General features: G+C 64.1%; 21 protein-coding genes. 3 read left to right on the top strand and 18 right to left on the bottom strand.

The window, feature by feature from the left end; translation table 11 throughout:
- Positions 1-136: 136 nt before the first annotated feature.
- The 14 genes from HV770_RS07990 to HV770_RS07925 all read right to left on the bottom strand — a co-directional run bounded on the left by HV770_RS07990 (position 137) and on the right by HV770_RS07925 (position 17,986).
- A complete protein-coding gene (locus HV770_RS07990; protein ID WP_175158893.1) occupies positions 137-1,324 on the bottom strand; it encodes a thiolase family protein in 1,188 nt (395 codons plus the stop codon).
- An 84-nt stretch (positions 1,325-1,408) separates the two neighbouring features.
- Positions 1,409-2,848: an efflux transporter outer membrane subunit gene (locus HV770_RS07985; protein ID WP_175158892.1), complete on the bottom strand. Its 1,440-nt coding sequence runs from the start codon at positions 2,846-2,848 to the stop codon at positions 1,409-1,411.
- 10 nt (positions 2,849-2,858) lie between these two features.
- Positions 2,859-4,430: a DHA2 family efflux MFS transporter permease subunit gene (locus HV770_RS07980; RefSeq protein ID WP_175158891.1), complete on the bottom strand. Its 1,572-nt coding sequence runs from the start codon at positions 4,428-4,430 to the stop codon at positions 2,859-2,861.
- A 10-nt stretch (positions 4,431-4,440) separates the two neighbouring features.
- A complete protein-coding gene (locus tag HV770_RS07975) occupies positions 4,441-5,541 on the bottom strand; it encodes an HlyD family secretion protein (RefSeq protein WP_175158890.1) in 1,101 nt (366 codons plus the stop codon).
- 81 nt (positions 5,542-5,622) lie between these two features.
- Positions 5,623-6,045: a MarR family winged helix-turn-helix transcriptional regulator gene (locus HV770_RS07970; protein ID WP_175158889.1), complete on the bottom strand. Its 423-nt coding sequence runs from the start codon at positions 6,043-6,045 to the stop codon at positions 5,623-5,625.
- Positions 6,046-6,123: 78 nt separating this feature from the next.
- Positions 6,124-6,546, bottom strand: coding sequence for a MarR family winged helix-turn-helix transcriptional regulator (locus HV770_RS07965; RefSeq protein WP_121323474.1), 423 nt, complete (start codon positions 6,544-6,546; stop codon positions 6,124-6,126).
- 218 nt (positions 6,547-6,764) lie between these two features.
- On the bottom strand, positions 6,765-7,733 hold the full coding sequence (hutG, locus tag HV770_RS07960) for a formimidoylglutamase (protein WP_175158888.1): 969 nt from the start codon (positions 7,731-7,733) through the stop codon (positions 6,765-6,767).
- Complete coding sequence (locus tag HV770_RS07955) at positions 7,730-8,506, bottom strand: amino acid ABC transporter ATP-binding protein (RefSeq protein WP_281366199.1); 777 nt, start codon at positions 8,504-8,506, stop codon at positions 7,730-7,732. The genes hutG and HV770_RS07955 overlap by 4 nt, the downstream gene beginning before the upstream one ends.
- On the bottom strand, positions 8,503-9,171 hold the full coding sequence (locus HV770_RS07950; RefSeq protein WP_121323477.1) for an amino acid ABC transporter permease: 669 nt from the start codon (positions 9,169-9,171) through the stop codon (positions 8,503-8,505). Before HV770_RS07950 ends, HV770_RS07955 begins: the two co-directional genes overlap by 4 nt.
- 17 nt (positions 9,172-9,188) lie before the next feature.
- Positions 9,189-9,944 (bottom strand): transporter substrate-binding domain-containing protein, encoded by a 756-nt coding sequence (locus tag HV770_RS07945; RefSeq protein ID WP_175158887.1) that lies wholly within the window; start codon positions 9,942-9,944, stop codon positions 9,189-9,191.
- A gap of 83 nt (positions 9,945-10,027) precedes the next feature.
- Positions 10,028-10,780, bottom strand: coding sequence for an IclR family transcriptional regulator (locus HV770_RS07940; RefSeq protein WP_246290778.1), 753 nt, complete (start codon positions 10,778-10,780; stop codon positions 10,028-10,030).
- Between the two features lie 138 nt (positions 10,781-10,918).
- Positions 10,919-11,809, bottom strand: coding sequence for a transglutaminase family protein (locus HV770_RS07935; protein ID WP_175158885.1), 891 nt, complete (start codon positions 11,807-11,809; stop codon positions 10,919-10,921).
- On the bottom strand, positions 11,806-14,472 hold the full coding sequence (locus tag HV770_RS07930; protein WP_175158884.1) for a circularly permuted type 2 ATP-grasp protein: 2,667 nt from the start codon (positions 14,470-14,472) through the stop codon (positions 11,806-11,808). Before HV770_RS07930 ends, HV770_RS07935 begins: the two co-directional genes overlap by 4 nt.
- 28 nt (positions 14,473-14,500) lie before the next feature.
- Positions 14,501-17,986: a transglutaminase family protein gene (locus HV770_RS07925; protein WP_175158883.1), complete on the bottom strand. Its 3,486-nt coding sequence runs from the start codon at positions 17,984-17,986 to the stop codon at positions 14,501-14,503.
- Between the two features lie 333 nt (positions 17,987-18,319).
- On the opposite strand from HV770_RS07925, the gene HV770_RS07920 reads away from it, so the two are divergent.
- Positions 18,320-19,393 carry a zinc-binding metallopeptidase family protein gene (locus tag HV770_RS07920; protein WP_175158882.1) on the top strand — a complete coding sequence of 358 codons (1,074 nt, stop codon included), beginning with the start codon at positions 18,320-18,322 and terminating at the stop codon, positions 19,391-19,393.
- On the opposite strand, the gene HV770_RS07915 is transcribed toward HV770_RS07920, so the two are convergent.
- From HV770_RS07915 to HV770_RS07905, 3 genes are all read right to left on the bottom strand, one after another.
- A complete protein-coding gene (locus tag HV770_RS07915; protein ID WP_175158881.1) occupies positions 19,387-20,664 on the bottom strand; it encodes a DUF3443 domain-containing protein in 1,278 nt (425 codons plus the stop codon). The two genes, HV770_RS07920 and HV770_RS07915, sit on opposite strands and share 7 nt — an antisense overlap.
- Before the next feature lie 11 nt (positions 20,665-20,675).
- Positions 20,676-21,125, bottom strand: coding sequence for a DUF2844 domain-containing protein (locus HV770_RS07910; RefSeq protein WP_175159173.1), 450 nt, complete (start codon positions 21,123-21,125; stop codon positions 20,676-20,678).
- A gap of 570 nt (positions 21,126-21,695) precedes the next feature.
- On the bottom strand, positions 21,696-22,121 hold the full coding sequence (locus HV770_RS07905) for a phasin family protein (protein WP_121323486.1): 426 nt from the start codon (positions 22,119-22,121) through the stop codon (positions 21,696-21,698).
- 367 nt (positions 22,122-22,488) lie between these two features.
- On the opposite strand from HV770_RS07905, the gene HV770_RS07900 reads away from it, so the two are divergent.
- Both HV770_RS07900 and HV770_RS07895 read left to right on the top strand, forming a co-directional pair.
- Complete coding sequence (locus tag HV770_RS07900; RefSeq protein WP_175158880.1) at positions 22,489-22,947, top strand: hypothetical protein; 459 nt, start codon at positions 22,489-22,491, stop codon at positions 22,945-22,947.
- Positions 22,948-23,583: 636 nt separating this feature from the next.
- A complete protein-coding gene (locus HV770_RS07895; protein ID WP_175158879.1) occupies positions 23,584-24,351 on the top strand; it encodes a DUF4410 domain-containing protein in 768 nt (255 codons plus the stop codon).
- A gap of 95 nt (positions 24,352-24,446) precedes the next feature.
- Here the strand turns inward: HV770_RS07895 and HV770_RS07890 are convergent, their stop codons facing one another.
- Positions 24,447-25,124, bottom strand: coding sequence for a dihydrofolate reductase family protein (locus HV770_RS07890; protein ID WP_175158878.1), 678 nt, complete (start codon positions 25,122-25,124; stop codon positions 24,447-24,449).
- Positions 25,125-25,172 lie beyond the last annotated feature (48 nt).

Below are 25,172 nucleotides of genomic sequence, written 5' to 3'. Positions count from 1 at the left end.
TCGGCTTCGCGATCGATCGCAGCAAAGTTCGCGAAGCCGCATGACGCGCGCGACAGGGTAGCAATGGTACGCTGATCGCGTGGTCGCGGGCCAGTCGAGGTCGTGCTCGCGACCTCTGAGCACACCGCCGCCGACCCTACAGCGTTTCCAGCGCCAGCGCGATCCCCTGCCCGCCGCCGATGCACAACGTAACGATGCCGCGCTTGAGCCCGTCGCGCCGCATCGAATGAACGAGGCGCGTGGTCAGCACCGCACCGGTCGCGCCGATCGGATGACCGTGCGCAATCGCGCCGCCCTGCACGTTGATCAGTTCGTCCGCGATGCCGAGCCGGCGCGCGACCGCGATCGGCACCGCAGCGAACGCTTCGTTGATTTCGAAGCGCTCGACATCGTCCAGCTGCCAACCCGCGCGCGCCAATGCGATCTGCACGGCGGGCACCGGTCCGAGACCGAACATGCCCGGTTCGACCGCCGCAACCCCATACGCGACGAGCCGCGCGAACGGCTCGATGCCGCGCGCTTCGGCGAAACCACGCTCGGCCACCAGCATCGCGGCCGCGCCGCTGTTCAACCCCGGCGCGTTGCCCGCGGTGATCGTGCCGTCCGGGCGGAAGGCCGGCCGCAATCTGGCGAGCGTCTCCACGGTCGTATCCGGGCGCGGCTGTTCATCGCGTGTGAACTGCTGCGGACCTTTGCGCGCGGGGATATCCACCGCGACCAGCTCGGCGTCGAAGTCACCGCGCGCCTGCGCGTCGGTAAAGCGCTGTTGCGAGCGCGCGGCCCAACGGTCCTGGGCTTCGCGCGTGATGTCGAACTGGCTGACGAGGTCTTCCGTATGCCAGCCGGAATGCTGGCCGGAAAACGCGTCGTTCAGGCCGTCGCGCAGCAGGCTGTCGTGAATCTGCGCGTTGCCCATCCGATATCCCCAGCGCCCGCCATCGAGCAGATACGGTGCGCGGTCCATGTTCTCCATACCGCCCGCGACGGCGGCATCGCCAAGGCCTAACCAGATCTCCTGAGCCGCCGAAGCGATGGCCTGAGCGCCGGAGCCGCACACGCGATTGACGGTCAGCGCCGGCACCGCCACCGGCACGCCCCCACCCATCGACGCCTGACGCGCCGGGTTCATTTTGTTGCCGGCCTGAATCACGTTACCCATCACGACCGACGCCAGCGCGCTCCCATCGAGCCGGCTGCGCCGCAGCGTCTCGCGCACGGCCGCCGCGCCGAGTTCGGTTGCGCTCACGTCCTTCAGCGATCCGCCGAATGCGCCAATCGGCGTTCTCACCGGATTGCAGATCACTACTTCTCGCGTACTCGTCATGGTTTCTCTCCAGTTGATTCAGCACTGCGTTTTCTACTGCGCCTGCCTGCTCGTTTGATGGCACCGATTGGCCGCCGCCACGAATCAGCGTTTCGCCGACACCACCGCAACCGTCTCGCCCGCCGCGACATCCCACCCGCCCCCCAGCGAGCGGTACAACGCGACCGCCGAGAGCGCGTGCTCGCGCTTCGCCTGGTTCAGCGATTCCGCGTCGCGCAGATACGCCTCCTGCGCGGCGAGCACGTCGAGAAAGCTCGACGCGCCACCCTTGTACAGTTCGGTCGACAAACGCAGCGCCTGATTCGACGCATCCAGCGCGCCGCCGAGCCGTTGCACCTGCACCGCGCCGCTCACCAGATCGCTGCGGTTGTCCTCGATCTCCTTCAGCGCCTGCAGCATGGTCTGCTGCAAACCGAGCTGCGATTCGCGCATGCGGCTCTCGCTCGCGTCGATATTCGCGGTGATGCGGCCCGCGTTGAAGATCGGGCTCGTCGCATTCAACGCGGCGCTAAAGAGGTTGTCGGTGAGCGTCGGCAAGCCGAGATACGACGAAGCGAGCAGGCCATTGGCGAGATCGATCCTGAACTTCGGATAGCGCTGCGCCTTCGAGACCCCCACCTCGGCCGCGCGCTGTTCGACCAGCGCATAGGCGGTGCGCACATCGGGCCGCTGCAGCAGCGCGTCGGAAGGCAGCATCTGCGGCGCGCTTTGCGCGGGCAGCGGAATCTCTCGGGCGTCGGCAAGCAGCAAACTGTCGACGCTTTCCGGCGTGCGGCCCGAATAGACTGCGATCAGACTCAACTGATGCTGCACGGCGGATTGCATGCGCGGAATCTGCGACTGCAAATCCTCCAACTGATTCTGCGCACGCGCGACGTCGAGCTGCGTCGACAGTCCGTAGTGCAGACGCCGTTGTGTGAGTTTCAGCGCACGAGCGCGAATCTGCTCGTTCTCGCTGAGAATCTGCAATTGCGTCTGCGCCCAGCGCAGATCGATATAGGCCGCCGCCGAGTTCGCAGCGAGCGCGAGCCGCACCTGATTCAGCGCCGCCTCGCTTCCCGACACCTGGGCCTGCGCGGCCAGTACCGCGAGACGTTCGCCGCCGAACACATCGGGCGTCCAGCTCGCCGACAGGCCGATGCCGGCCTGACGCACATAGCCGAGCGGCGGCGGCGTGTTTTGCCGCGTGTCCGATGCGGTTGCATTGGCGTTCAATTCGGGCAACAAGGCCGCGCGATTCTGCGTGGCCAGGTCCTGCGCCTGCCGCACACGCTCCGCCGCAGCCTGCACGTCGAGATTGCCGGTCAGTACCGACTCGACCAGTTGGTGCATGACCGGGTCGCCGAATTGCGACCACCACGCGTCGGCGCTGACATTGTCTTGTGGTGCATCGACGCTCCACGCTGTCGGCGCGACGGTCTTGACCGTCTGCGGCAAGTCCGCGTGTGTGGCCGGTTGCACCGCGCACGCCGCGAGCGTCAGGAAGGCCCCGCTCGCCAGTACTTTGATTACGATCGGCTTCATGTTGAAATCCTCAATGGGCCTCGGGCGGCGGCGCGGTGTTGCCGAATGGGCGCGAGAACAGCACGCTCAGCAAACCGACTACGAAACAGAGCGACACGGCAAGAAACGTATCGGAGAAAGTGAGCACCAGCGCTTCGCGCAACAGCACGTCGTGCAATTGATCGAGCCCCGCGTGCGCCGCATTCAGCACATTCCCGCCGATCGCCGCGAAGTATTCGGCCTGCTTCTGCAAGATCGATTCGACCGCCGGTCGGCCCGCATTCAGGTGCTCGTCGAGCCGCTCGTAATGAAAGTTCAGGCGGTCGTTGAGCATCGTGCTGCTCACCGCGATGCCGATCGCGCCGCCCAGATTGCGCATCAGGTTGAAGAGGCCGCTGGCGGAGCGAAGCCTCGACGGCGGCAACGCCCCCAGTGCCATCGTGACGATAGGCGGAATGCAGAACTGCTGGCCGATCCCGCGCAACGCCTGTGGAATCAGCAACTGCTGCCAGCCCCATTGACTCGTCAACGGCACATACAGATAGCAGCCGATGCCGAACAGCGCGAGCCCGAACACCATCAGCAGGCGCATATCGACGACACGCGCGAGCATCGAATACGCGGCCAACGCAATCAACTGGAAACAGCCGACCGAGAGCAACGCGAGACCGATCTGCAACGAATCGAAGCCGCGTACTCGCGCCAGAAACACTGGCGTCAGAAACACCGTGCAGAAGATCCCAATGCCGGTGATGAAGGACAGCAAGCTGCCGATACCGAAGTTGCGCACGGCGAGCGCGCGCAAATCGACGATCGGTTCTTTCGCGGTGAACGCGTGCACGATGAACAGAAAGCCGCAGATCGCCGAGACCCACGTGCACAGAACGATCACGTCGTCGCCAAACCAGTTCTTGCGCGGGCCCTCTTCGAGTACGTATTCGAGGCAGCCGAGAAAGCCTGACATCAGCAGAATGCCGAGGTAGTCGCCTTTTTTCAGCAGCGACAGGTCGACCTTATCGATGTGGACGTACTTCGGCACCATCACCGTGACGGCAATGCCCGGCACCAGGTTCAGATAGAACAGCCAGTGCCACGACCATTGCGACGTGATCCAGCCGCCGATCACCGGACCGATGGTCGGCGCGAGCGACGCCAGCGCGCCGATCGTGGTGGACGCGATCAGCCGCTGCTTGCCGGGAAACAGCACGAACGCGGTGGTGAACACCGTCGGAATCATTGCGGCGCCGGCCGCGCCCTGCAAACCGCGAAACAGGATCATCGAGTTGATGTCCCACGCGAGTCCGCACAGCATGCTCGTGACCGTGAAGCCGAGCGCGGAGAACGTGAAGAGCCAGCGCGTCGAGAACACGCGCGTGAGCCAGCCGGACATCGGAATCACGATGATCTCCGCAATCAGATACGAGGTCTGCACCCACGAGAGTTCGTCCTGGCTCGCGGACAAGCCGCCGCCGATGTCGCGCAGCGAGGACGCCACGATCTGGATATCGAGTGTGGCCATGAAGAAGCCCACGCACATCAGCGCGAACGCGAAGACTTTGGTGCGGGTCGGCTGCTCGGCGGGATTGTCGAGAACTTGAGTCATGATCGGCTCATCATCCGTGTACTTGTGCGCGGCCGGCGTCGACATGCACCTTTACCGTCGCTGAGAGCCCCGGACGAAGCACGCTCTGCATGCCCTTCGGCACGTCGAGGCGCACGCGAACCGGCACGCGCTGCACGATCTTCGTGAAGTTGCCGGTGGCGTTTTCGGCGGGCAGCACGCTGAAGGTCGCGCCGGTGGCCGGTGCGAGGCTCTCCACCACGCCGTGAATCCGTTGGTTCGATGCGTCGAGATCGACGTCGACGCTATCGCCGACATGCATCTTCTTCAACTGGTCTTCCTTGAAATTCGCGTCGATCCACAGTCCGCTCGACGGCACCACGGTCAGCAGCGACACACCGGTGTTGGCGAGCAGTCCCACTCGCGCGCTGCGATTGCCGACAAAACCGTCGATCGGCGAGCGAATCGTCGTGTACTCCACGTTCAAGGCGGCCACGCGCTGCGCCGCCCGGGCGGTGGCGATGCGCGCTTCGGCGTCGCCTATCTGTGCGTCGAGCACGGCGATCTGCCGTTGCGCCGCGATCAGCGCGGCACTGCTGCGATCGACCGCGGCGTGCGCCTTGGTCAGATCGGCATCGGCCCGCTCGACCACCTGGCTCGATACCGCGTCGTCCTTCACCAACTCGCGGTAACGCGCCTGGTCTGCGGCGCTGCGCGTGAGTTCCGCACCGGAGGCGCGCACCTCGGCCGCTTGTTCGTTAATGGTGGCAAGTTGCAACGATTTCTTCGCCTGCAACTCGGTAACGGCGGCTTGCGCGCTCTGCACTTCCGCGCTGGCCTGCGCCAGGCGCGCGTCGTAGTCGCGGGCGTCGAGGCGCACCAGCACCTGGTTCGCGTGAACGAACTGGTTGTCGTGCACGAGAACGTCGGCGACAAAGCCGTTCACCTTCGGCGCCATCACGGTGACGTCGCCGCCCACGTACGCATCGTCCGTCGTTTCGACGAAGCGACCGACGAAGAACCAGTACGACACGGCAAGCGCCATGGCGACGATCACGGTGAGGATCGCGAGCAACATCCACGGCATGCGCTTTGCCGGCCTGGCGGTATGCGCCGCACTCGGCGGGGCGACAGTCGAAGGTGTAGTGGACATGATGTCGATATGTGCGTATGCACTTGTTACGTTGAAAAAAACGGCGCAGTGCGCCGGCGTTCGTTGCGCCCGCAGACGGCCTTAGATCGAATCCCGTGAGAGAGCGAACAGTTCGCCGCGCAATGCCGCCGCGCGCTGTTCGCCGAAGCGATGCTCGAATTCGGCTTGCGCGCTATACCAATGCTCGCGCCCGGCGTTCACCCGTTCTTCACCGATGGCCGTGAGCGCAATCGTCAACGCCCGCGCATCCGCACCGCGCGCCTCGCTCGACACGAGGCCATTGCGGCGCAACGGCTGAATCGTGCGGACCAGCGTGGTGCGCTGCATGCGCATGGCTTCGGCCATCTGCTTCATCGTCATCGGGCCAGTGCGTTTGAGACGCGCCAGCAGCGAAAACTGCGTAATCGTCAGGCCGACATTGGCCAGATGCCGGTCGTAAATCTGCGACACGTAACGTGCGGCCTGGCGGATCGCAAAGCAGTCGTCGTCGAATAGCCCTTCCATTGCTGTGCTTTCCCATTCGTGAGTGCGTATGCACACAAACAGATATAACAGCGCTCGTCGGAACGAGCGTGCGCCTGACTAGCCGGTGATGCTGAACAATTCGGCGCGCAGCGTCTTGGCGCGCGCCTGGCCGAACTTCTTTTCGAACTCCTCTTGGGCCGCGCGCCATGCGACGGCGGCCTGGTCGAAAGTCTTTTCGCCCTGCTCCGTCAGACTGAACAGAAACGTGCGGCCGTCATGCTCCGCCGATTCCGCCACCACCAGGCCGTCGCGCTGCAAGGGCTTCATGGCGCGAACCAGTGTGGTGCGCTCCATCACCATCGCGTCGGCGAGGTCCGCCATTGGCAGGTTCGGCGTGCGTGCGAGCTTGGCAAGAATCGTGAATTGCGCAGCCGTCAGCCCCACTCCACCGAGATGGCGTTCGTAGATTTGCGTGACGTGCCGCGCCGCCTGGCGCAGCGCGAAGCAATTACATTCGTCGTAAGAGAGAGGGCGGGTCATGAGAGGCAGTCTATATGTGCATACGCACAGAGTCAAATTTTAATTCGCGTCCGGCCGGGGTTGCTGGAACTGGCCGTCTTAGACAGGCAAGTCCGTAGTAGTGGCTTAAGGTCCAGCGCAACTTCAAAAAATCTAACGACGGCGCGCCGAATCGCCTCGTATGGCATCAAGGACACGGAAACGGCTCGCCGGAGCGATACGGTGAGCGATAGCCCGATTTACAGCAGCCGGTACGCCAGTCGTGCAGCCGCTCTCGCGGTGCGCTTGTCCTGATCGAGCGACGGGTTGTACTCCGCGATATCCGCCGCGCGCAGCTTGCCCGAGGACCGCACGCGCAGCACCATCGCTTCGACCACCGATAGCGGCACGCCCAGCGCAGCGGGCGCAGACACGCCCGGCGCGGTGGCGGCCGGCAAGACGTCGAGATCGATCGTCAGATAGACGTCGTCCGCTGCGTCCAGCAACTGCTGAAGCTCATTCAGACGCTGCGGCAGTTGCGTTTCCTGCATCTCGACGTCGAGCACGTAGTGCACGCCGAGCCGCTCCGCATGAGCGAACAGCGAGGCCGTATTGCCCAGATCGCTGATGCCGAAGCACGCATAGTTGAACGGCACCCCTCGTGCCGCACAGTCGAGCGCGATCTGATCGAACGGCGTGCCCGAATTCGCGGGACGCTTCTGGCGCAAATCGAAGTGAGCGTCGAAGTTGATGATCAGCAGCTTGCGCGATGCGAGCGGCGCAGCAGCGTTGCCGGCTTCACGCTGCTGATGCAGCCGCAAGCCGCTATACGTTCCCCACGCGACCTCATGACCGCCACCGAACACCAACGGCCGTCCACCGCTCGCCAGCACTTCGCTGACCACGTCCGCCAGTTCCGTCTGCGCGCCTTCCAGATCGCCGTCGTCGCACACCACGTCGCCGGCATCGGCGAGCGCCGCCATCGACGCTTTGGCGGGCAACCCCGCCAGCACACGGCGCAACTCCCTGGGCGCATGCGCTGCGCCGATCCGGCCTTGATTGCGGCGCACGCCTTCATCCGAGCCGAAGCCCACGATCACCGGCGCGTCGCGCTGCACCCGCACGACGTCACTGAACGGCATTACCTGATTGAAAACACGCCGCGTGTCGCCGGGCTCACCGTCGTCGGAGCGGCCTGCCCATACCTTGTCATCGAATGGGACTCTCATGCGCGCGACAACACCGCCTGCAGAAATGCGCGCGTGCGAGGCTGCGAAGGCGCGGAGAAAATCTCGGCCGGCGGCCCCGCTTCGACGATCACACCGCCGTCCATCACGACCACCACGTCGGCCACTTCCTTCGCGAAGCCCATTTCATGCGTGACGACCACCATCGTCATGCCTTCGCTCGCGAGCAGCTTCATCACTTGGAGTACTTCGCCGACCAGTTCGGGATCGAGCGCAGATGTCGGCTCGTCGAACAGCATGACGCGCGGCTGCATCGCCAATGCGCGAGCAATCGCCACCCGTTGCTTCTGACCGCCCGACAGACTCGCCGGCATCACATGCGCCTTGTGCGCCAGTCCGACTTTTTCCAGCAGCGCAATCGCGGCCGCTTCGGCCTGCGCCTTGCCGAGACCGCGCAACATGCGCGGACCGACGGTGATGTTATGCAGCACCGACAAATGCGGAAACAGATTGAACGACTGAAAAACCATGCCGACCTCGGTGCGCAGCGCATTCAGCGAGCGCTCCTTGAGCATCTCGCCTTGTTCGACGAGTCGATGCCCACAGATGTCGATCGTGCCGCCTTCGGCCTGTTCGAGTCCGTTGCAGCAGCGCAGAAAGGTACTTTTGCCCGAGCCGCTCGGCCCGATCACCACCACGACCTGTTGCGGCTGGATATCGAAATCGATGCCGTTGAGCACCGTATGCGGGCCGAACGATTTGGTCAGCCCGCGAATGCTGACGATGGGCTCATTGGTTTTGGCCACGTTATTCATTGCACCATCCCTCCCGCACGCAAACGACGCTCGACGCGATGCAGTGCGTAATTGGTCGCCTGCGTCAACACCAGATAAACCAGCGCGATGGCCAGATACACTTCGAGCGAACGATACGACACGCTGATGATCTTCTGACCTTCATGCATCAGATCGTCGATCGTCAGGAGCGACACCAGCGCCGAGTTCTTGATCAACGCGATGAATTCATTGCCGAGCGGCGGGATCATCCGCACGATGGCCTGCGGCAGAATGATTGCGCGCATCGCTTGACCCGACGACATGCCGATCGAACGCGCCGCCTCCATCTGTCCGCGATCGACGGACTGAATCGCGCCGCGCACGATCTCCGAGACGTAAGCGGCCGAGTACAGGCCGAGCCCCAGCATGCCGCACACGAACGCAGGCAGCAGAATGCCGAATTGCGGCAGGCCGAAGAACAGCAGGAAGAGTTGCACAAGCAACGGCGTGCCGCGGAAGAACGTCAGGTACGCGGTACACAGGCCGTACACGATGCGCCGCTTCGGCGTCAGCCTGCCAATGCCGATCAACAGGCCAAGCACGCAACTGAGCGCGAGCGACGCGGCGGTTACTTCGACCGTCACCAACGCGCCGTGCATGATGTCCGGCCAACCGGCGATCACCGGCGAGAAATCAAGTTCCATTTCGTTTGCCCGGCCGTTTATTGCACACTCGCGCCGAACCACTTCTTGACGATCGCTGCATACGTGCCGTCAGCCTTGATCTTCGCGAGCGCGGTGTTGAAGGCGGCCTTCAGTTGCGGCTCGTCCTTGCGCACGGCGATACCGTAGGCTTCGGTCGTCAGCGTCTTGTCGAGCACGCGGAAGCCGCTGCGCGTTTTCGCGAGTTGATACGCGGCCGGCTTGCCCGTCACGGCAGCGTCGGCACGACCGATCCCCACCAGATCGAACATCTCCTGGTTCTTCTCGACCTCGACGCGATTGATCTGCGGGAAGTTGTCGCGTAGGAAGTTCACCGACTTCGTGCCCACCTGCACCGAGACTTTCTTGCCGTTCAGATCGGCCACCGTCTTGATCGGCGAATCGCTTTTCACCAGCACGGCCAAGCCGCCCGCGTAATACGGATCGGTGAAGTCGACCACTTTCGCCCGCTCGTCGGTAATGTAGATACCGGAGATCGCAGCGTCGAAACGATGCGCGATCAAACCCGGAATCAGCCCTTTGAAGTCGATGTCGGTCCATTGCACGCGTTTGCCCATCGCCTTTGCGAGCGCGTTCATCAGGTCGACGTCGAAACCAGTACGCGCGCCGTTCTCGGTGAACTCCATCGGCGGGAAGGTGGCGTCGGTGGCGACGTTCAGCACGTCCGGCGTTTGTGCCGACGCTGCGCCGGAGAAGCCGGCCAACGTCACGGCGAACGTGACGCATGCGAGGGACAACAGTCGTTGCAGTTTCATGAAGTAGGCTCCTTGTGGCTCTATCGATTCGTGCGATTCGTTCGGAATCCGTATTGAGCGTGAAACCGAAAAGCCTGGTCCAGTCAATCGGATTGCATATGCTCGGAAATGGCGCGGGCCGTACGTAGCGTCCCGTCAATGAATTGGCTTTCGCGGCCGATGGCACGCGTGGACGGCGCCATCAGCGTGATCGATGCGCCGCTGCCGGCGCTGCGTCCACTGCGATGAAAGATCGGGGCGCTGACGCCCCACACGCCCGGATCTACTTCGCTGTCGCTCACGGCGTAGCCTTGGGCGCGAATCTGTTGGAGTTCTGCTTCGATTGCGGCACGGCCGACGGGATCGTTATCGAACACGCTGTCGAGCACTTCGGCGCGCGCCTTGTCGGCCATGAACGCCAGCAGCGATTTCGCCGAAGCGCCCGCCTTGAGCGGCACGGCGCGGCCCTTCTCGAACGAACAGCGCAACGAATGCTGGCTGTCGACCATCTCGAGGCACATCACCTGATGCTTGACCGCGACCACCAGTCCAATGCTTTCCTGCGACGCCCGCGCGAGTTGCTGCATTTCGCTGCGGCTCGCTTCGACTAGTAACGAATTCACATCGAAGCCAAGCGCGAGTTGCAGGCTGATCGGACCGGGCGCGTAATACCCCGCGTTTTCGGCGACGAACCCCCAGCGCTTGAGCAGCGCGATCTGCCGGTACAGTGTGCTTTGCGCAAGGCCGGTCACGGCTAGCAGATCCTTGACAGACATTGCCTTGCCATGACTGGCGAGCGCCGCCAGCACCAGCAGCACCCGTTCAGCCCCTGTCACACCCTGTTCCACGTTCACCATCACACCGCCCGCCATCCAACAAGGGCTCAGGATGCCAGAACGTTCTCAGATTTCAAAAATGAAATTCCCACTGAGTGGGAATGAAGGGCAAGGGATTTCCCCAAGCCGGCATGAAATGCGCGCAAAGACGGGGTGCCACTAAAGCGCAATCACCGTCACACCCACTTCCACCTGATGGGCGCCGCCTCCAAGAATCATCCCGCGCAGCAACGACACGTCGCTGTAATCGCGGCCAAGCGCGAGCGTCACGTGATCGACATCGGCCAGCACGTCGTTGGTCGGATCGAGATCGATCCAGCCGCTGCCGGGACAATGCACCGACACCCATGCATGCGACGCATCCGCGCCGATCAACCGCGGCTGCCCCGGCGGCGGATCGTTACGCAGATACCCGCTGACATAGCGCGCCGGCAAACCCAGCGAGCGCAGACAGCCGATCATCACCTGCGCGAAGTCCTGGCACACGCCGCTCTTCAATTCGAACGCGCGCTCGGCCGGCGTATCGAACATCGTCGCCGAAGGCTTGTACGCAAAGTCGTCGTGAATCCGATGCATCAGATCGATCGCGCCTGCGGCGATCGGCCGTCCCGACGGAAAGCTCGGCAGTGCATAGGCGCGCAGCGACGGCCTCGGTACGATATTCGGCGACGCGAAACAGAACTCCACCTCGGGCCTGAACTGCCCGCCGACGCGAAACTGCAGCGCTTGGGCCACGTCGTCCCATGGAGGTGTGGCGTCGGGATCGAGGTCGGTCCAGCGCGGCGTCAGCGACACCGTCGTTTCGCTGACGAGTTGCAAGCGCTCGTGCGGCGCGTCCAGCGCGAAGTACAGGACATCGTTGCCGAACGCATCGACACGGCTGTGCAGATACGACGGTTCGGGTTCGATCCGCGCGCTATGCGAGACCAGCCGCTGCCACGCACAGGCGATCGGCCGGATCGTCGCGAGATGCTGCGCGGTCTCGACATAAGTCGAATAAACGTAAGTCGTGCGATGCGAAACTGACAGCACGGTCGGCGCGTGCTTCATGACCACACCTGCGAAGTCACGGTACTCGCGTGGCTGAAATAGCGCGCGCTGATCTCATGTGCGGCCGCCCCGACGAACCCGCCGATCTGATCGCAAACCGCCATCAAGTGACGGTAAGCGCCGTTTTCATCCACTTCACACAGCGATTCCAGCGACGGCAGGGACGCCGCAGGCGGCATCAACTCCGCGAACGGACGATGCCGCACGCTGCCCGCGGCGAGCGCGATCTCGTCGAGCTTCTTGCGCAAACGCTCGTATACGCCGTAGATGCCGCGCGGGTTGGTCGGCTCGATCACCAGCAGGTCGAGCAAGGCCGGCACTTCGAAGCGCCCTGGATAGAGCGAGCGGTACGTGAGCGTGCTGTCGAACAGTTGCAGCAGCAGATCGAACCCCGCGGGCGTGGCGAGTTGCCCGTGCTCGGCGATCACACGCAGTAACGAGGTCATCGCCGCCACGCGTTCGATGTGACGTCCCACGAACAGCAAACGCCACGCTTCGTCGCGTGTCATGCGGTCGCCCTGCGCGCCGCTGATCGCCGACAACTGGACCGACAGGCGTTCGAGCGCGTTGACCAGCGTGATGCGGTCATAACGGTCGTAGCGTCCGCCGCGACCATTCGCGCCGTTGCCGCTGCCATTCCCATTCCCACTACCTTGCCCCACTGAACCGCCGCCTGACCCCACAGCCGGCATCAAGGTCTGCAACACATCGCGGAAGTCGTTGCGCGACGCGAGAATCGTGCGCCAGTGATCGTTCGACAGCCGCCCACGCACTTCGCCATTCGAGCGCGCCTGGCAGTTCAGATTCTGGCCGATGCTTGCGGCTCCGGTGCCCTCGCTCAGATTCGCGACCAGCGCGCGCTCGAACGTTTGCGGCGAATACGGCGCGGACATGTCGCCCGATTGCACGAGGCCACATTGCATCGCGAGTTCGACCAGGGTCGGAAACATCGCGTCGGCATCGTTGCCTTCCAGCGAGCCGAGAATCAGCCGCAGCAGCCGCACGTTGTTTTCAGCGCGCTCGCCGTAACGTCCGGCCCAGAACAGATTTTCCGCTGCGCGGCTCGACACGGTGCGGTGCTTGCGCGCGAGATCGGCAGGCTGCATCGGCGAAGGCAGCAGCGTGAAGGTCGACGTCGGCTGGCTCGACAGCACCCATGTATCGACGCTGCTGCCGCCGTACTGCATCGATACGGTCGCCTGGCGCTCGGCGGCCATCCGGGTGAAGCCACCCGGCATCACATGCCACCCGCCGTTGACATCGGCAATCGCATAGGCGCGCAGCACCGCCGGACGGCGGCCGATGGTGCCGTCCTCGTAACGCGGCGTGCACGAGAAGCGCTGCGCCTGCTGGATCGTGTACGTGTCGGGCGTCGCGTCGATGCGCTCGCGCCACGCCGACAGCGTCTGTTTGCCCTGTTCGATGCCAGGCGGCGCATCGCGCCCGGTCACCGGCCAGGTCGGCACGATGAACGCTTCGTCGAGCCGCGCGAAGGCATGCTCGCGCGCCGCCTTTTCGCCGCACCACCAGGTCGCGACGCTCGGCAACACGAGGTCTTCGCCGAGCAGCACCTCCGCGACGCCTGGCAGAAAACCGTGCAAGGCCGGCGACTCGACAAAGCCCGAACCCGGCACGTTCGACACGATCACGTTGCCCGCGCGCATCACCTGCAGCAGGCCGGGCACGCCGATGCTCGAATCGGCGCGCAGTTCGACCGGGTCGCAGAACGCGTCATCGAGCCGGCGCAGCACGACGTGCACGCGTTCGAGCCCGGCGAGCGTCTTCAGATAGAGCATGTCGTCGCGCACGGTCAGGTCCTTGCCTTCGACCAGCGTGACGCCGAGATAGCGCGCGAGAAACACGTGCTCGAAATAGGTTTCGCTGAACGGCCCTGGCGTAAGCAGCGCGATGTGCGGCGACTGCGGCAACCCCGCCGCGCCAGGATCGTGCCGCATCGTGGACCGTGCCGATTGCGCGAGCGTCGCGATCAATTGCGAATAGGTCGGCGCGAGGCGGCTCACGCGCATCGAGCGGAACGGCTCGGCAAACAGCGTCGACACGATCAGCCGGTTTTCCAGCGCATAGCCGAGACCGGAGGGCGCTTCGGTGCGATGCGCCATCACGGTCCATTCGCCGTTCGGCGTCCGCGCAAGATCGACCGCGACCACTTGCAGGTACTGGCCGCCCGGCGGTGTGAAGCCCTTGACCGAGCGCAGATAGCCGGGATGCCCGAATACCAGCGCGGGCGGCAGTTGCCCACGTTCGAGCAGGGTTTGCGGCCCATAGATGTCGGCGACGATCGCATTGAGCAGATGCGCGCGTTGCGTCACGCCGCGCTCGATATGCGCCCACTCGTCCTCGCTGATCAGGAGCGGCAGCAGGTCGAGCGCCCAGGGACGCGACTCGCCGTTATCCGCATAGACGTTGTAGCTGATGTCGTTGTCGCGAACCTGCTGCGCGACCGACGCGCAGTGATCTTCCAACCGTGCGACCCCGTCCTCGCCAAGCCGCTCGAAGAATTGCCGCCACGGCTCGCGCAGCACGCCCGCTTCGTCGCGCAACTCGTCCCAATGTCCGTCGTAGCCCGGCAACAGCCGTAACAGGGACGAAGCGTCCGCGCGCGCCGCGGACGCTTCGAAGGGAAAAGTCGATTGAAAGGCCAAGGTCGTATCGTTCTAAGTATGTGCGGTTTTACCAGTAGCGCAGATCGAGCGTGAACGGAAACTCGAGACTGCGCTGCGGCAGGTCGACCGTGAGCGGCCCCGGCGTATGACCCGACGCGAAGAAGCGCGCGCGCCGCCGGCTTTCCGCCTCATAGGCGTTGACCGGGAAGGTCTGATAGTTGCGCCCGCCCGGATGAGCGACATGATACTGGCATCCGCCCACCGAGCGGCCGGTCCAGGTGTCGACCAGATCGAAAGTGAGCGGCGCGTCCACGCCGATGGTCGGATGCAGCGCCGACGGCTGCGACCAGGCGCGAAAGCGCACACCGGCCACGTATTCGCTGACGCGGCCCGTCGGCTGCAACGGCACCGGCACACCGTTGACGGTCAGCACATGGCGGTTGCCGTTCAGACCGAGCGCGCGCACTTCGAGCCGCTCCACCGACGAATCCACATAACGCACCGTGCCGCCCGCCGAACCCTCCTCGCCCATCACATGCCACGGTTCGAGCGCGCTGCGGATCGTCAGCGCGACGCCGCTCACCGTGGTCTCGCCGACCAGCGGGAAGCGGAACTCGAAGTGCGGCGCGAACCAGCTGCTGTCGAACGCGAAACCGGCACGGTTCAGCTCATCGAGCACGTCGTCGAAATCCATCTTCACGAAGCTGCCGAGCAGGAAGCGGTCGTGCAGCTCGGTGCCCCAGCGCGTGAGCCGCTGCGTGTACGGCTCGCGCCAGAAGCGTGCCACCAGCGCGCGCAGCAGCAACTGCTGCACGAGACTCATGCGCGCGTGCGGCGGCATTTCGAAACCGCGCAATTCGAGCAGGCCGAGGCGTCCAGTGGGGCCGTCGGGCGAATAGAGCTTGTCGATGCAGAACTCGGCGCGATGCGTGTTGCCGGTCACGTCGATCAGGATGTTGCGCAACGAGCGGTCGATCATCCACGCGGGCAGGTTCGCGCTGTCGCGGCCGCCCAGCAGGTCGATCTGCCGCTGCAACTCGCGCAACGCAACTTCGAGTTCGTAGACCTGGTCATTGCGCGCTTCGTCGATGCGCGGCGCCTGGCTGGTCGGCCCGATGAAAAGCCCCGAGAACAGATACGACAGCGATGGATGGTTGTGCCAGTACGCGATCAGACTCGCGAGCAGATCGGGCCGGCGCAGGAACGGACTATCGGCGGGCGTCGCGCCGCCGAGCACGAGGTGATTGCCGCCGCCGGTGCCGGTGTGGCGCCCGTCGGTCATGAACTTCTCGCTGCTCAGATAGCTCTGCGCCGCCGACTCGTACAGATACTCGGTGTGATCGACCAGTTGCTCCCAGTTCGCGGCCGGATGAATGTTCACTTCGATCACGCCGGGGTCGGGCGTCACCTGCAGCATCTTCAGGCGCGCGTCGCGCGGCGGCGGATAGCCTTCGAGCACGACCTGCATCTTCAACTCGGCGGCCGTCGCTTCGATCGCGGCGAGCAGGTCGAGATAATCGTCGAGTTCGGTGAGCGGCGGCATGAACACATGCAGCAGCGAGCGGCCGCTGCCGAACGCATCCGCTTCGGCTTTCGGTCCGGCCGCGCGTTTGGGGTCGCGCGCCTCGACGCAGATCGCCGTGCGCAGCGTTTCCTTCGACGACTGCCCGCGCGCCGGCGTCTGCGCGTCGCCCGGCTGGCGCGCGTAGGCGAGCACGCCGCTGCCCGCCATGCCGCTCAGCAGATCGCCCGCCGACAGCGACAACGCAGCCGCGCGTCGCTTCTCGACAAGCGTCGGCGCCTGGCTCGCGTCGCGTTGTTCATTGTCGTACTGCATGCGCAATTGCGCGGACGAACGCAACGGCACCGGCGGCGCGAACGGATCGTGTGCGTGCTGATACGGATAGTCGGTCTTCGACACCCACGGCAGCGAGTCGAGCGGCAGCCGGTAGCCCATCGGCGAATCGCCGGGAATCAGATACATGCGGTCGTCGCGGAAGAACCAGCGGCCGCTGACCCACTTCGGCGCTTCGTTCGGCACGTCGCGCTCGCGGGCGAGCGGCAGCACGTAACCGGTCGCGCCGCTCAAGCCCGCATCGAACACGCGACGCAAGCGCACACGCTCCAGTTCATCATCGAGGCGGGCGTCGAACGGATCGACGTTGACCGGCAAGCGGCGCTCGCGCCACAGGTAGTACCAGACGTCTTCGAAACCGGGCTGGATGCAGTCCGTGTCGAGCGACAGCTTGCCCGCGAGATGCGCGAGAAAGCGTTGCGCGTCGCCCGCGGTGTAGCGGCCAGGCTCGCGTTCGTCGGCGAACAGCGCCGGGTTTTGCCAGCAGGGTTCGCCGTCGGCGCGCCAGTAGAGTGACATTGCCCAGCGCGGCAACTGCTCGCCCGGATACCACTTGCCCTGACCGATATGCAGGAAGCCGTCCGCGCCGTAACGCGCGCGCAGCTTGTCCATCAAGGCGACCGCATAGCCGCGCTTGGTCGGGCCGAGCGCGTCGGTGTTCCATTCGGCGGCGTCACGGTCGCGCACCGACACAAAGGTCGGCTCGCCGCCCATCGTCAGCCGCACGTCCATGTCGGCGAGCCGCTGATCGACCTGCTCGCCCATCTTCAGCACGTCGCGCCACACCGCTTCGCTATACGGCTTCGTCACGCGCGGCGTCTCCAGCACCCGTTCGATCGACATCGTGTGATCGAACTCGACTTCGGATTCATCCACCGCGCCCGAGATCGGCGCAGCGCTCCCCGGCTCGGGCGTGCAGGCCACCGGAATATGCCCTTCGCCCGCGAGCAGGCCCGAGGTCGGATCGAAGCCGATCCAGCCCGCGCCCGGCAGATACACCTCGCACCACGCATGCAGGTCGGTGAAGTCGACTTCGGTGCCGCTCGGGCCGTCGATGGATTTGACGTCGGGCGCGAGCTGCAGCAGGTAGCCGGACACGAAGCGCGCCGCCAGTCCCAATTGCCGCAGGGTCTCCACCAGCAGCCAGCCCGAATCGCGGCACGAGCCCGCGGCGCTCACGAGCGTTTCCTCGGGCGTCTGCACGCCCGGCTCCATCCGGATCAGGTAGCGGATCTTGCGTTGCAGCCGCTGATTCAACGCGACGAGGAAGTCGGCGGTGCCGGTAGGTGTGCGGTCGATGCTCGCAACGAATTCGGCGAAGCGCGGTGTCATCGGGCGCCTGATCAGATACGGCGCGAGTTCGAGCGCGAGACCGGGCTCATAAGCGAACGGGAACTGCTCGGCGGACGGTTCGAGAAAGAAGTCGAACGGGTTATAGACGGCCATCTCGGCGACCAGATCCACGGTCACCTTGAATTCGCGCGTCTTCTCCGGAAAGACGAGCCGTGCCTGATAGTTGGCGAACGCATCCTGCTGCCAGTTGATAAAGTGTTCGGCTGGTTCGACCCGCATCGAATAGGCGAGAATCGGGGTCCGGCAATGCGGCGCAGGCCTGAGCCGCACGACCTGGGGCGACAGCGAAACCAGCCTGTCGTAGCGGTAATGTGTGACGTGATGCAACGCGACGCGTATGGACACACCGGACTCCTGGACGAAGGATGGCAGCCCGCCAAAAAGCAAGCTTCATGCCGTGGATAGAACGAGCGCGACAAGCGTTGTGAACCGCGTGTACTGCTTCAACACTGCCCCGACGCGTCCGCTGCTACGAACTTTGCCGTACCGGCCGGGCGGCCGGACCAACGAGCCGCCGGGCCTTGACCGCTTCTCGCCAGGCCACGCACCAAAGCGGCGCAGCGCCCATGCACGATCATGCACGTAATGTGCGTTAAACCGGTGACGTCTGGCGATGGCGGCATGAAGATTGCGGCACGACTTCGCTCACGACTGCCACCCCTCACCCAGGCTCGCCCGATGAAAACCTTCCATTGCAATCACTGCTCGCACCTCGTCTTCTTCGAGAACGTTCGCTGCGAACCTTGCGAGTCCTTGCTCGGCTATGTGCCGGATTTGGCGGAGATCAGCGCGTTCGAAGACGCCGGCGACGGACGCTGGCGCAGCCTGCATCCGGGCGCGGACGGCGCGCTGTTTCGCCAGTGCCACAACTATGCGGTCGAAAATGTCTGCAACTGGATGATCGCCGCCGACTCGCCCGACACCTTGTGCCGCGCTTGCCAGTTGACCCTCACGATCCCCAATCTGGGCGCACCGGACAACCGGCTCTACTGGTATCGCCTGGAGATCGCCAAGCGCCGTCTACTTTATACGCTGGCCGAACTCGGCATCGAGGTGAAGTCGCGTCAGGCAGACCCCGAGCATGGTCTCGCATTCGATTTCCTCGAAGACGGCGGCGACGGCGCGCGCGTGATGACCGGTCACGACAACGGGCTCATCACGCTGAACATCGCCGAGGCCGACGACGCTCACCGCGAAAAAGTGCGCACCGCGATGGGCGAACCGTATCGCACGCTGCTCGGCCATTTCCGTCATGAGACCGGGCACTATTACTTCGATCAGTTCGTGCAGAACGACCCGCGCTGGCTCGAACCGTACCGCAAGCTGTTCGGCGACGAGCGCGCCGACTATGGCGAGGCGCTGGACGCGTACTATCGCGACGGCGCGCCGCCCGACTGGCAGGCGTCGTACATCAGCGCGTATGCGACGATGCACCCGTGGGAAGATTGGGCGGAGACGTGGGCGCACTATCTGCTGATCGTCGACGTGCTGGACACGTCGACGTCATACGGCCTCGCGCTGCTGCCCGACGACCCGAGCGAGCCGACCCTCACCGACCGCACGCCAGTCGAAGACGCCAGCTTCGAGAATCTGATGAAGCGCTGGTTTCCGCTCACCTATGCGTTGAACAGCCTCAACCGCAGTCTCGGGATGGCCGACGGCTATCCGTTCACGCTGGCCGCGCCGGTGGTGGACAAGCTGCGCTTCGTGCATCGCGTGATTGCGCACGCGGGCGACAAAGCCGCTCAATAGGCGACATACGGCCCGGTGCCGCCCGGCGTCGCCTGCTGTTCGACGGCCGCGTACACATTGCGGCCATAGAAGAAAGGCAGCCCCCAGTCGAAAATCGTCGACGTCACGAAAGCGGGTCCTGCCAGCAAAGGCAACGCCGAATCGCCGGCATACGTCTGCGCGATCGACGCGGCATTGCCCACGCTGAAACTCACCGCGCTCGTCGTGCCGTTTGCGCCCTCGATCAGCGCACTCAACTGCTGGGTCGACGCCGGGCAGTAGTACGCGCTATTCGGACTCGGGCAAGCCGCCATCGCGCCGGTCTGGAAGAAGAGCCCGGTCGAGCCGCTGTCCAGGATGCTGTGCGAATACGTGGTGCCGTTTTGCACCGTCGTGAACGTGCCGTTCGACGGACTCACGCCGATCACCTGCGCACTGCCGAGCGCATTGTTGGCCTGTGTGCCGATGCCGAACACCAGTTGCCCGGACACCGACGCCGCACCGCCGGAGACCGTCGGCAGGCTCAGCATCGAACCGTTGTTGTCGGTCGCAAAGTACGGCACCGGATTGGCCACCTGAAATTCTTCGGCAAGCGGAATCGACGTACAGGGCAGGCCCTGGCAAGCGTAGTACGTGCCGGCCAGCGCCTGCGTCACGCAGTTCGCGCCGCAGTCGTGCCTGAACACGCCGATGCCGAGAATCCCGTTGGCCTGCAAGGTGCCCGGCGTGTTGCGCGAGGCGCCCAGGCTCGCGCAGTCGGCGGGCAACGTCGGGTAGTTCGGGTCGATCACCTGGATCGGCAGCGAAGCGGCTTTTTCGCCGGCAATCTGCAGGTCGGCAAGCCGTACCGAGCCCCACGTGTAGCCGTCGAAGAACTGCATGCATTCGGCGACCAGATTGCCCGACGCGTCCTTCTGCTGCGGCAGGTTCATCGACGCGGGCAGTTGCGAGGCGAACACCCGCACGCCCCACGAGCCTGTGTCGACCAGCACGTGATCGATGGTCTGACATTCGCTCGTACCCGGCGCGCACAGCGTGATGCTGACGAACGGCATGTTCGGCACGTTGCTCACGCCGGAGTCGACCGTCACGCGCACCGCGTTCGCGGCGAGCACTTGCGGCGCGGGCGAGGTATTGGTCACGGTGGGACCGGCGGCACCACCGGTCGAGCTGCTGGAATTGGCCGTGGTGCTCGCGCCGCCGGAGCCGCCGCCTCCGCCGCCGCACGCGGTGACGAGCAACGTGAGCAGCGCCGCGCACAACAGGGTCATCCACGAAGACATGTGACGCATGATCCGCTCCGTTATTGAATGACGCCGACGTCGACGCCCGCGGGCACCGCCCGCGGCAGATACGCATGACCCGAGAACGCGCGCAGATGGCCGCCGGAGTAAATCACCAGGTCGTTGTTCGAGACCGCGAGCGGCGTGCCGCGCCGGGTCGCGGTGGCGGCGACGTACGCGTCGAACGAGCCGCCCAGCATCGACTTCAGATCGGGCAGCGTCGGGCCGTCCCACGCGATGCCGAACACGATGCCGTTGCGCCCGACGTACTCGCGCACCTGCGTGCCCGACGGCATCGTCAGGAGATGAACGGCATAGGCGTTCTGCGTGGTGGCCGCGCGAGCGACCGCGTGCAGGTGTGTCTGATCGCTGTCGACAGTGCTGACGTTCTGCCCGAGCGTGGCGTGCGCGGCAAACGACAGCGCGCAGCTCGCCCCGAGCATTGCACGGGCAATGCGGGTGTGCAGCATTGGTTTCACGAGATTTCCTTCGAGGTGAAACGCTCGTGACCGGCACTCGCCGCTCACGAACGTGAAACAAGGGACGCGCTTCCGACCGGTGGTGCCAGTGTCGCCTTCGCACCTGTCGGGCTGCGTGAATGCGTCTACGGAGCGACGGGACGAAACTTGAGCGATGACGGCGCGCGGCGGCAATCGTTTGCGTGGCGATTTACACCTTTAGCGCTCGGGATACCGGCCTGCACCCTTTGATCGCCAAACGCGCGACCGCCGTGAGACGGCCCTCCTGCGGTCATTTTTACATTGCGTCCTATCTGACGCGAACATGGGGCAACCAAGAATCGGCGCCCATAAGAAAAATGTTCACGCACGCCGCATCGAACAGTTCGATGTAAATACCTGCTGAAAAAGCCAGCCTTGAATGCAGCTTTCCTCTGACAAGAAACGGCGGGCGAGGCATATTCCTGTGAAGAAAAGTGGCTGCAAAAAAAACCGCGAATGGCGCGGCGGCCATTCACGGTCTCTGTTCAGCTGACGGGATGCATCGCGTGCGAATCAGATGATTCGACGCGACAGCGCCCGCTATTTTTTCTGCTGCTGCAGCAGCGACTTCAGCTCCTGCACATTCTCTTCTACGCGTTTTGCGATGACCGCATACGACTCGGCTTGCGTCTGATACGCGGCTTGCGCGAGTTGCTGCATATCGGCGAGCGACTTGTGCAGACTCTGCTGGATCAGCTCGGCGGTTTTCGTGGAAGGCGCTGCGCCGCCCGCCGACAGTTGACCCGTCAGCGACTGCAATTCGGTCAGGGTCGTGCGCAACATGTCGGCCTGCTTCTGCGCGAGCGATTGCATTCCCTGGAAGGCCGTCTGATTCGCCTGAACCAGGGCCTCCATGTCTTTGCGTCGCGCTTCCATGATGGCGGGGACGTCGAAGCCGGGGAGCTTGAACTGCTCCAGCATTTTGGTGAAATCGCCAAATGGATTGGCGGCGTCAGGTCGGTCCATTCGAAATCCTCCTTAATGGTTTGAGTACTCGCCGGCAGTGCAAGCGCGGCATGTTGCGCCGACGCGCGCACCGATAGGCACGTGTGCCGCGCGACCCACGATCCGCCGAAGCGTGCCGGATCTGGGGTCGGACGGCGCATCGGATCAATCATGCGCCATCCGGCCACATTGCGCCAGCCGACACTCACCCTGGCTCACGGCCCGTTCTTCTTCCGCTTTGTCGATTTCGAGCGGCCTGCATCGCGGCGCATGCAAGGCTAGGTAAGTTACATGACGGCTTCAGTAACCCTACGAAACGGCATGTCGACTATCGTTGCTTCTACACCGGCGCACTGTGGCGCCGGCTCTTCTCAATGGGAGCGACATCATGAAAAAAGCCATTTTCAGCGCGGCGGTGGCCGTCGTTCTGACCGTGTCCGCGGCAGCGGCGCTCGCCCAGGAAGCGCCTCCGCCCTCACCCCCATCTGCCCAGATGCACGGCGAAGCGCAGCGCGGCGACGGTCCACCTTCGCATGGCGCGATGGTTCCGATGATGGGTCCGCGGGGCCCCGGCTTTGCGGTGATCAACGATCTGGAACAGTTGCGCCGTCTGTATGCGCTGAGCGGCCATCCGGGTGAGATCGTCGCGGTGTATCACGAGGTGCTCGGCAAAACGCAGGACCCACTGCTGCGGCATTACATCTACGATTCGCTGGCTCGCGAGCAGTTGAAGCCCGCGAATCACGAGCAGGCGATTGCGACGTTGCGCACCAGTTTGGCGGAGGATCTCGCCGCGGCGAGCAAGGCACCGCATGGTGCGCCGGGGATGCCGGCGCAGGCGCAGTAATTCGGCTGTAGCGGGAGCCTTTCATACGCGACGCGGCGACTCGCCGCTCGCCTGGAAGAGTTCCCGCCGATCCGCCATGCGCACCTCTGGCATGCAACGTTGGTTGCCCCACACTCACGCGTCAGTGTCACTTTTTCATCTACCATCAGGTGATTAGGATAGGAGCACTGAAACGCCCGCGCGTGGTGAAGAATGCGATATCCGACGAATCTGGTAGTTGCGGCCATCCTCCTTGTGTTGGTCCTGTGTTGCATCGTCAAGCTTGCGCTGAACTGATGCCCGATTCTCGCGGTACGTCCCGCGCCATTTCACGATTTCACATTGCACGCGAATGACGCCGTTCCCGGCACATTAGCGTGTCTCCCGCCTCGGTCCGATCCGCTTCCACACTGCATCGACACCGCGCGCGTCCCCGTTTTCTCGCATGACATCGCTCGAAATAATTGCTGAATGGAGTTCGGCAGGCGACTCGCCCATACTTCGTTCGCTGCCGGTGCGTACGAAACAAGGACGCATGAGATCAAGAGTGTTTCACGTGCGAATACGTCTCGCCGATGATCAACGATCCTACGGTTGCCCGATCATCGGCTGATACGTTCGAAGCTACCGGCACCGCGTGCCGACGACAGGATGAACATGTTGACTTCAGTGAATTTCCTCAAAAAGAACGCCACCCGTCTGGTCTGCGTGGCGATGGTCTGCTGCACCGCGTTGCTGAGCGGTTGCGCCGGCGGCAGCATCAGAAACATAAGCGAAGCGAGCGCGCAGCCGCAGGTGCGGCCGGACACGATTTACGTGTACACGTTCGACGCTGATCCGGATCAGGTCAAGCTCGACAGCGGCATGCTGCAGAAACTGAAGACGCGCCTCAGCGGTTCGTCCGATGCACAGAAGCAGGTCGCCGATGCGGACGCAGTGCGTGAGCAGGTCGCCAGCGAAATCGTGCAACAACTGCAGTCGATGGGTCTGCACGCGGTTCGCTCGGATGCCCCCGCCCCGGCCGACCAGAATGTGCTGCTCGTGCAAGGCAGCTTCGATACGATCGACTCGGGCAATCGCCGCCGTCGCACGATGATCGGCCTTGGTGCAGGCAAGAGCCAGGTGAGCAGCACGGTGCAGATTCTGTACAAACCAGCGGGCGGCGCGCCGCGCCTGGTACAGCGCTTTAATGCCGATGCGGACAGCGGCAAGGCGCCGGGCGTCGCCGAAACCGCCGGTGTGGGCGCGGCGGCCGGCAGCATCGCGACCACAGCGGCAGTGGGTGGCGGTTTGCATGCCGTATCCGAAAGCAAACGGGCCGGCCTGTCAGCGGACGCGAAGCGACTCGCCGATGCGGTGGTGAAGCAGATCGCACAGATTGGTGAGAGCGGCGGGTGGATGTCGACGCAACATACGAAGAGCTGACGACTCGCCATTCAATCCCAGCGGCAGCACTGGGTACAGGCAAAGACGCAGCGCGGCAGTGTGGAGCATAAGGCCACCCTGCCGCGCGTTGTCATTCATGCCTTCGTATAGCGCAGCCACACCGCGTCGTGCTCCGCTTTTTCTACCGACGTCAGCTTCAGATACGCGGGCGCCCGCCACTTGTCCATCGGGACTTCGAACGAAGAAGGGTGCTCGCTGCGACCATCCACCAGCGGCAGAATCAGCACGCTGACTTCATCGACCAGACCGGCATTCACGAACGCCCCGCTCACATGCGAACCGCCTTCGACAATCAGCTTCTTCACGCCGAGTTCGCGCGTCAGGGTCTGCACCACCTGATCGAGATCGATCCCGCGCTTGCCGCCGAACACGTACGACACGCCGATCGATTGCAGGTAGGCGAGGTAGTCGTCGGCGACCTCTTCGGTCAGTACCTCGATCACATGCGACTTGAGTGCCGTGTTGCTCTTCCATGCGACACGTCCTTGCGGATCGATCGAGATCGCGTATTGCGCCGCGTTGCGTTCGACGAAATGATCCGTGCGAGGCAGCGCGCTCTTCGCGAGACCCTTCGGATAATCGGCGCCGTGCGAGATTTCCTGCATGGTCACGCGCCCGCAGATCCAGCCGTCGGCTTCGAAGCTGGCGGCGGTGGTCTCGTAGAGGTCGCTGGCGAAGTCCAGATGCCAGCCGTCCGTGAGACTGCGGCCGTCCAGCGACGACATCATGTGAGCGACGATGTAAGGTTTCATAGGGCGAGCCTCCCTGGTGGTCGATGAGTGCAGGGTCCAGCAAGGGCT

It is taken from the genome of Paraburkholderia fynbosensis (assembly GCF_902859935.1).
GTDB classification, from domain to species: Bacteria; Pseudomonadota; Gammaproteobacteria; order Burkholderiales; family Burkholderiaceae; genus Paraburkholderia; species Paraburkholderia fynbosensis.
Note: the sequence above shows the minus strand (reverse complement) of the source record. Positions and strands in the feature narration are given on the sequence as shown.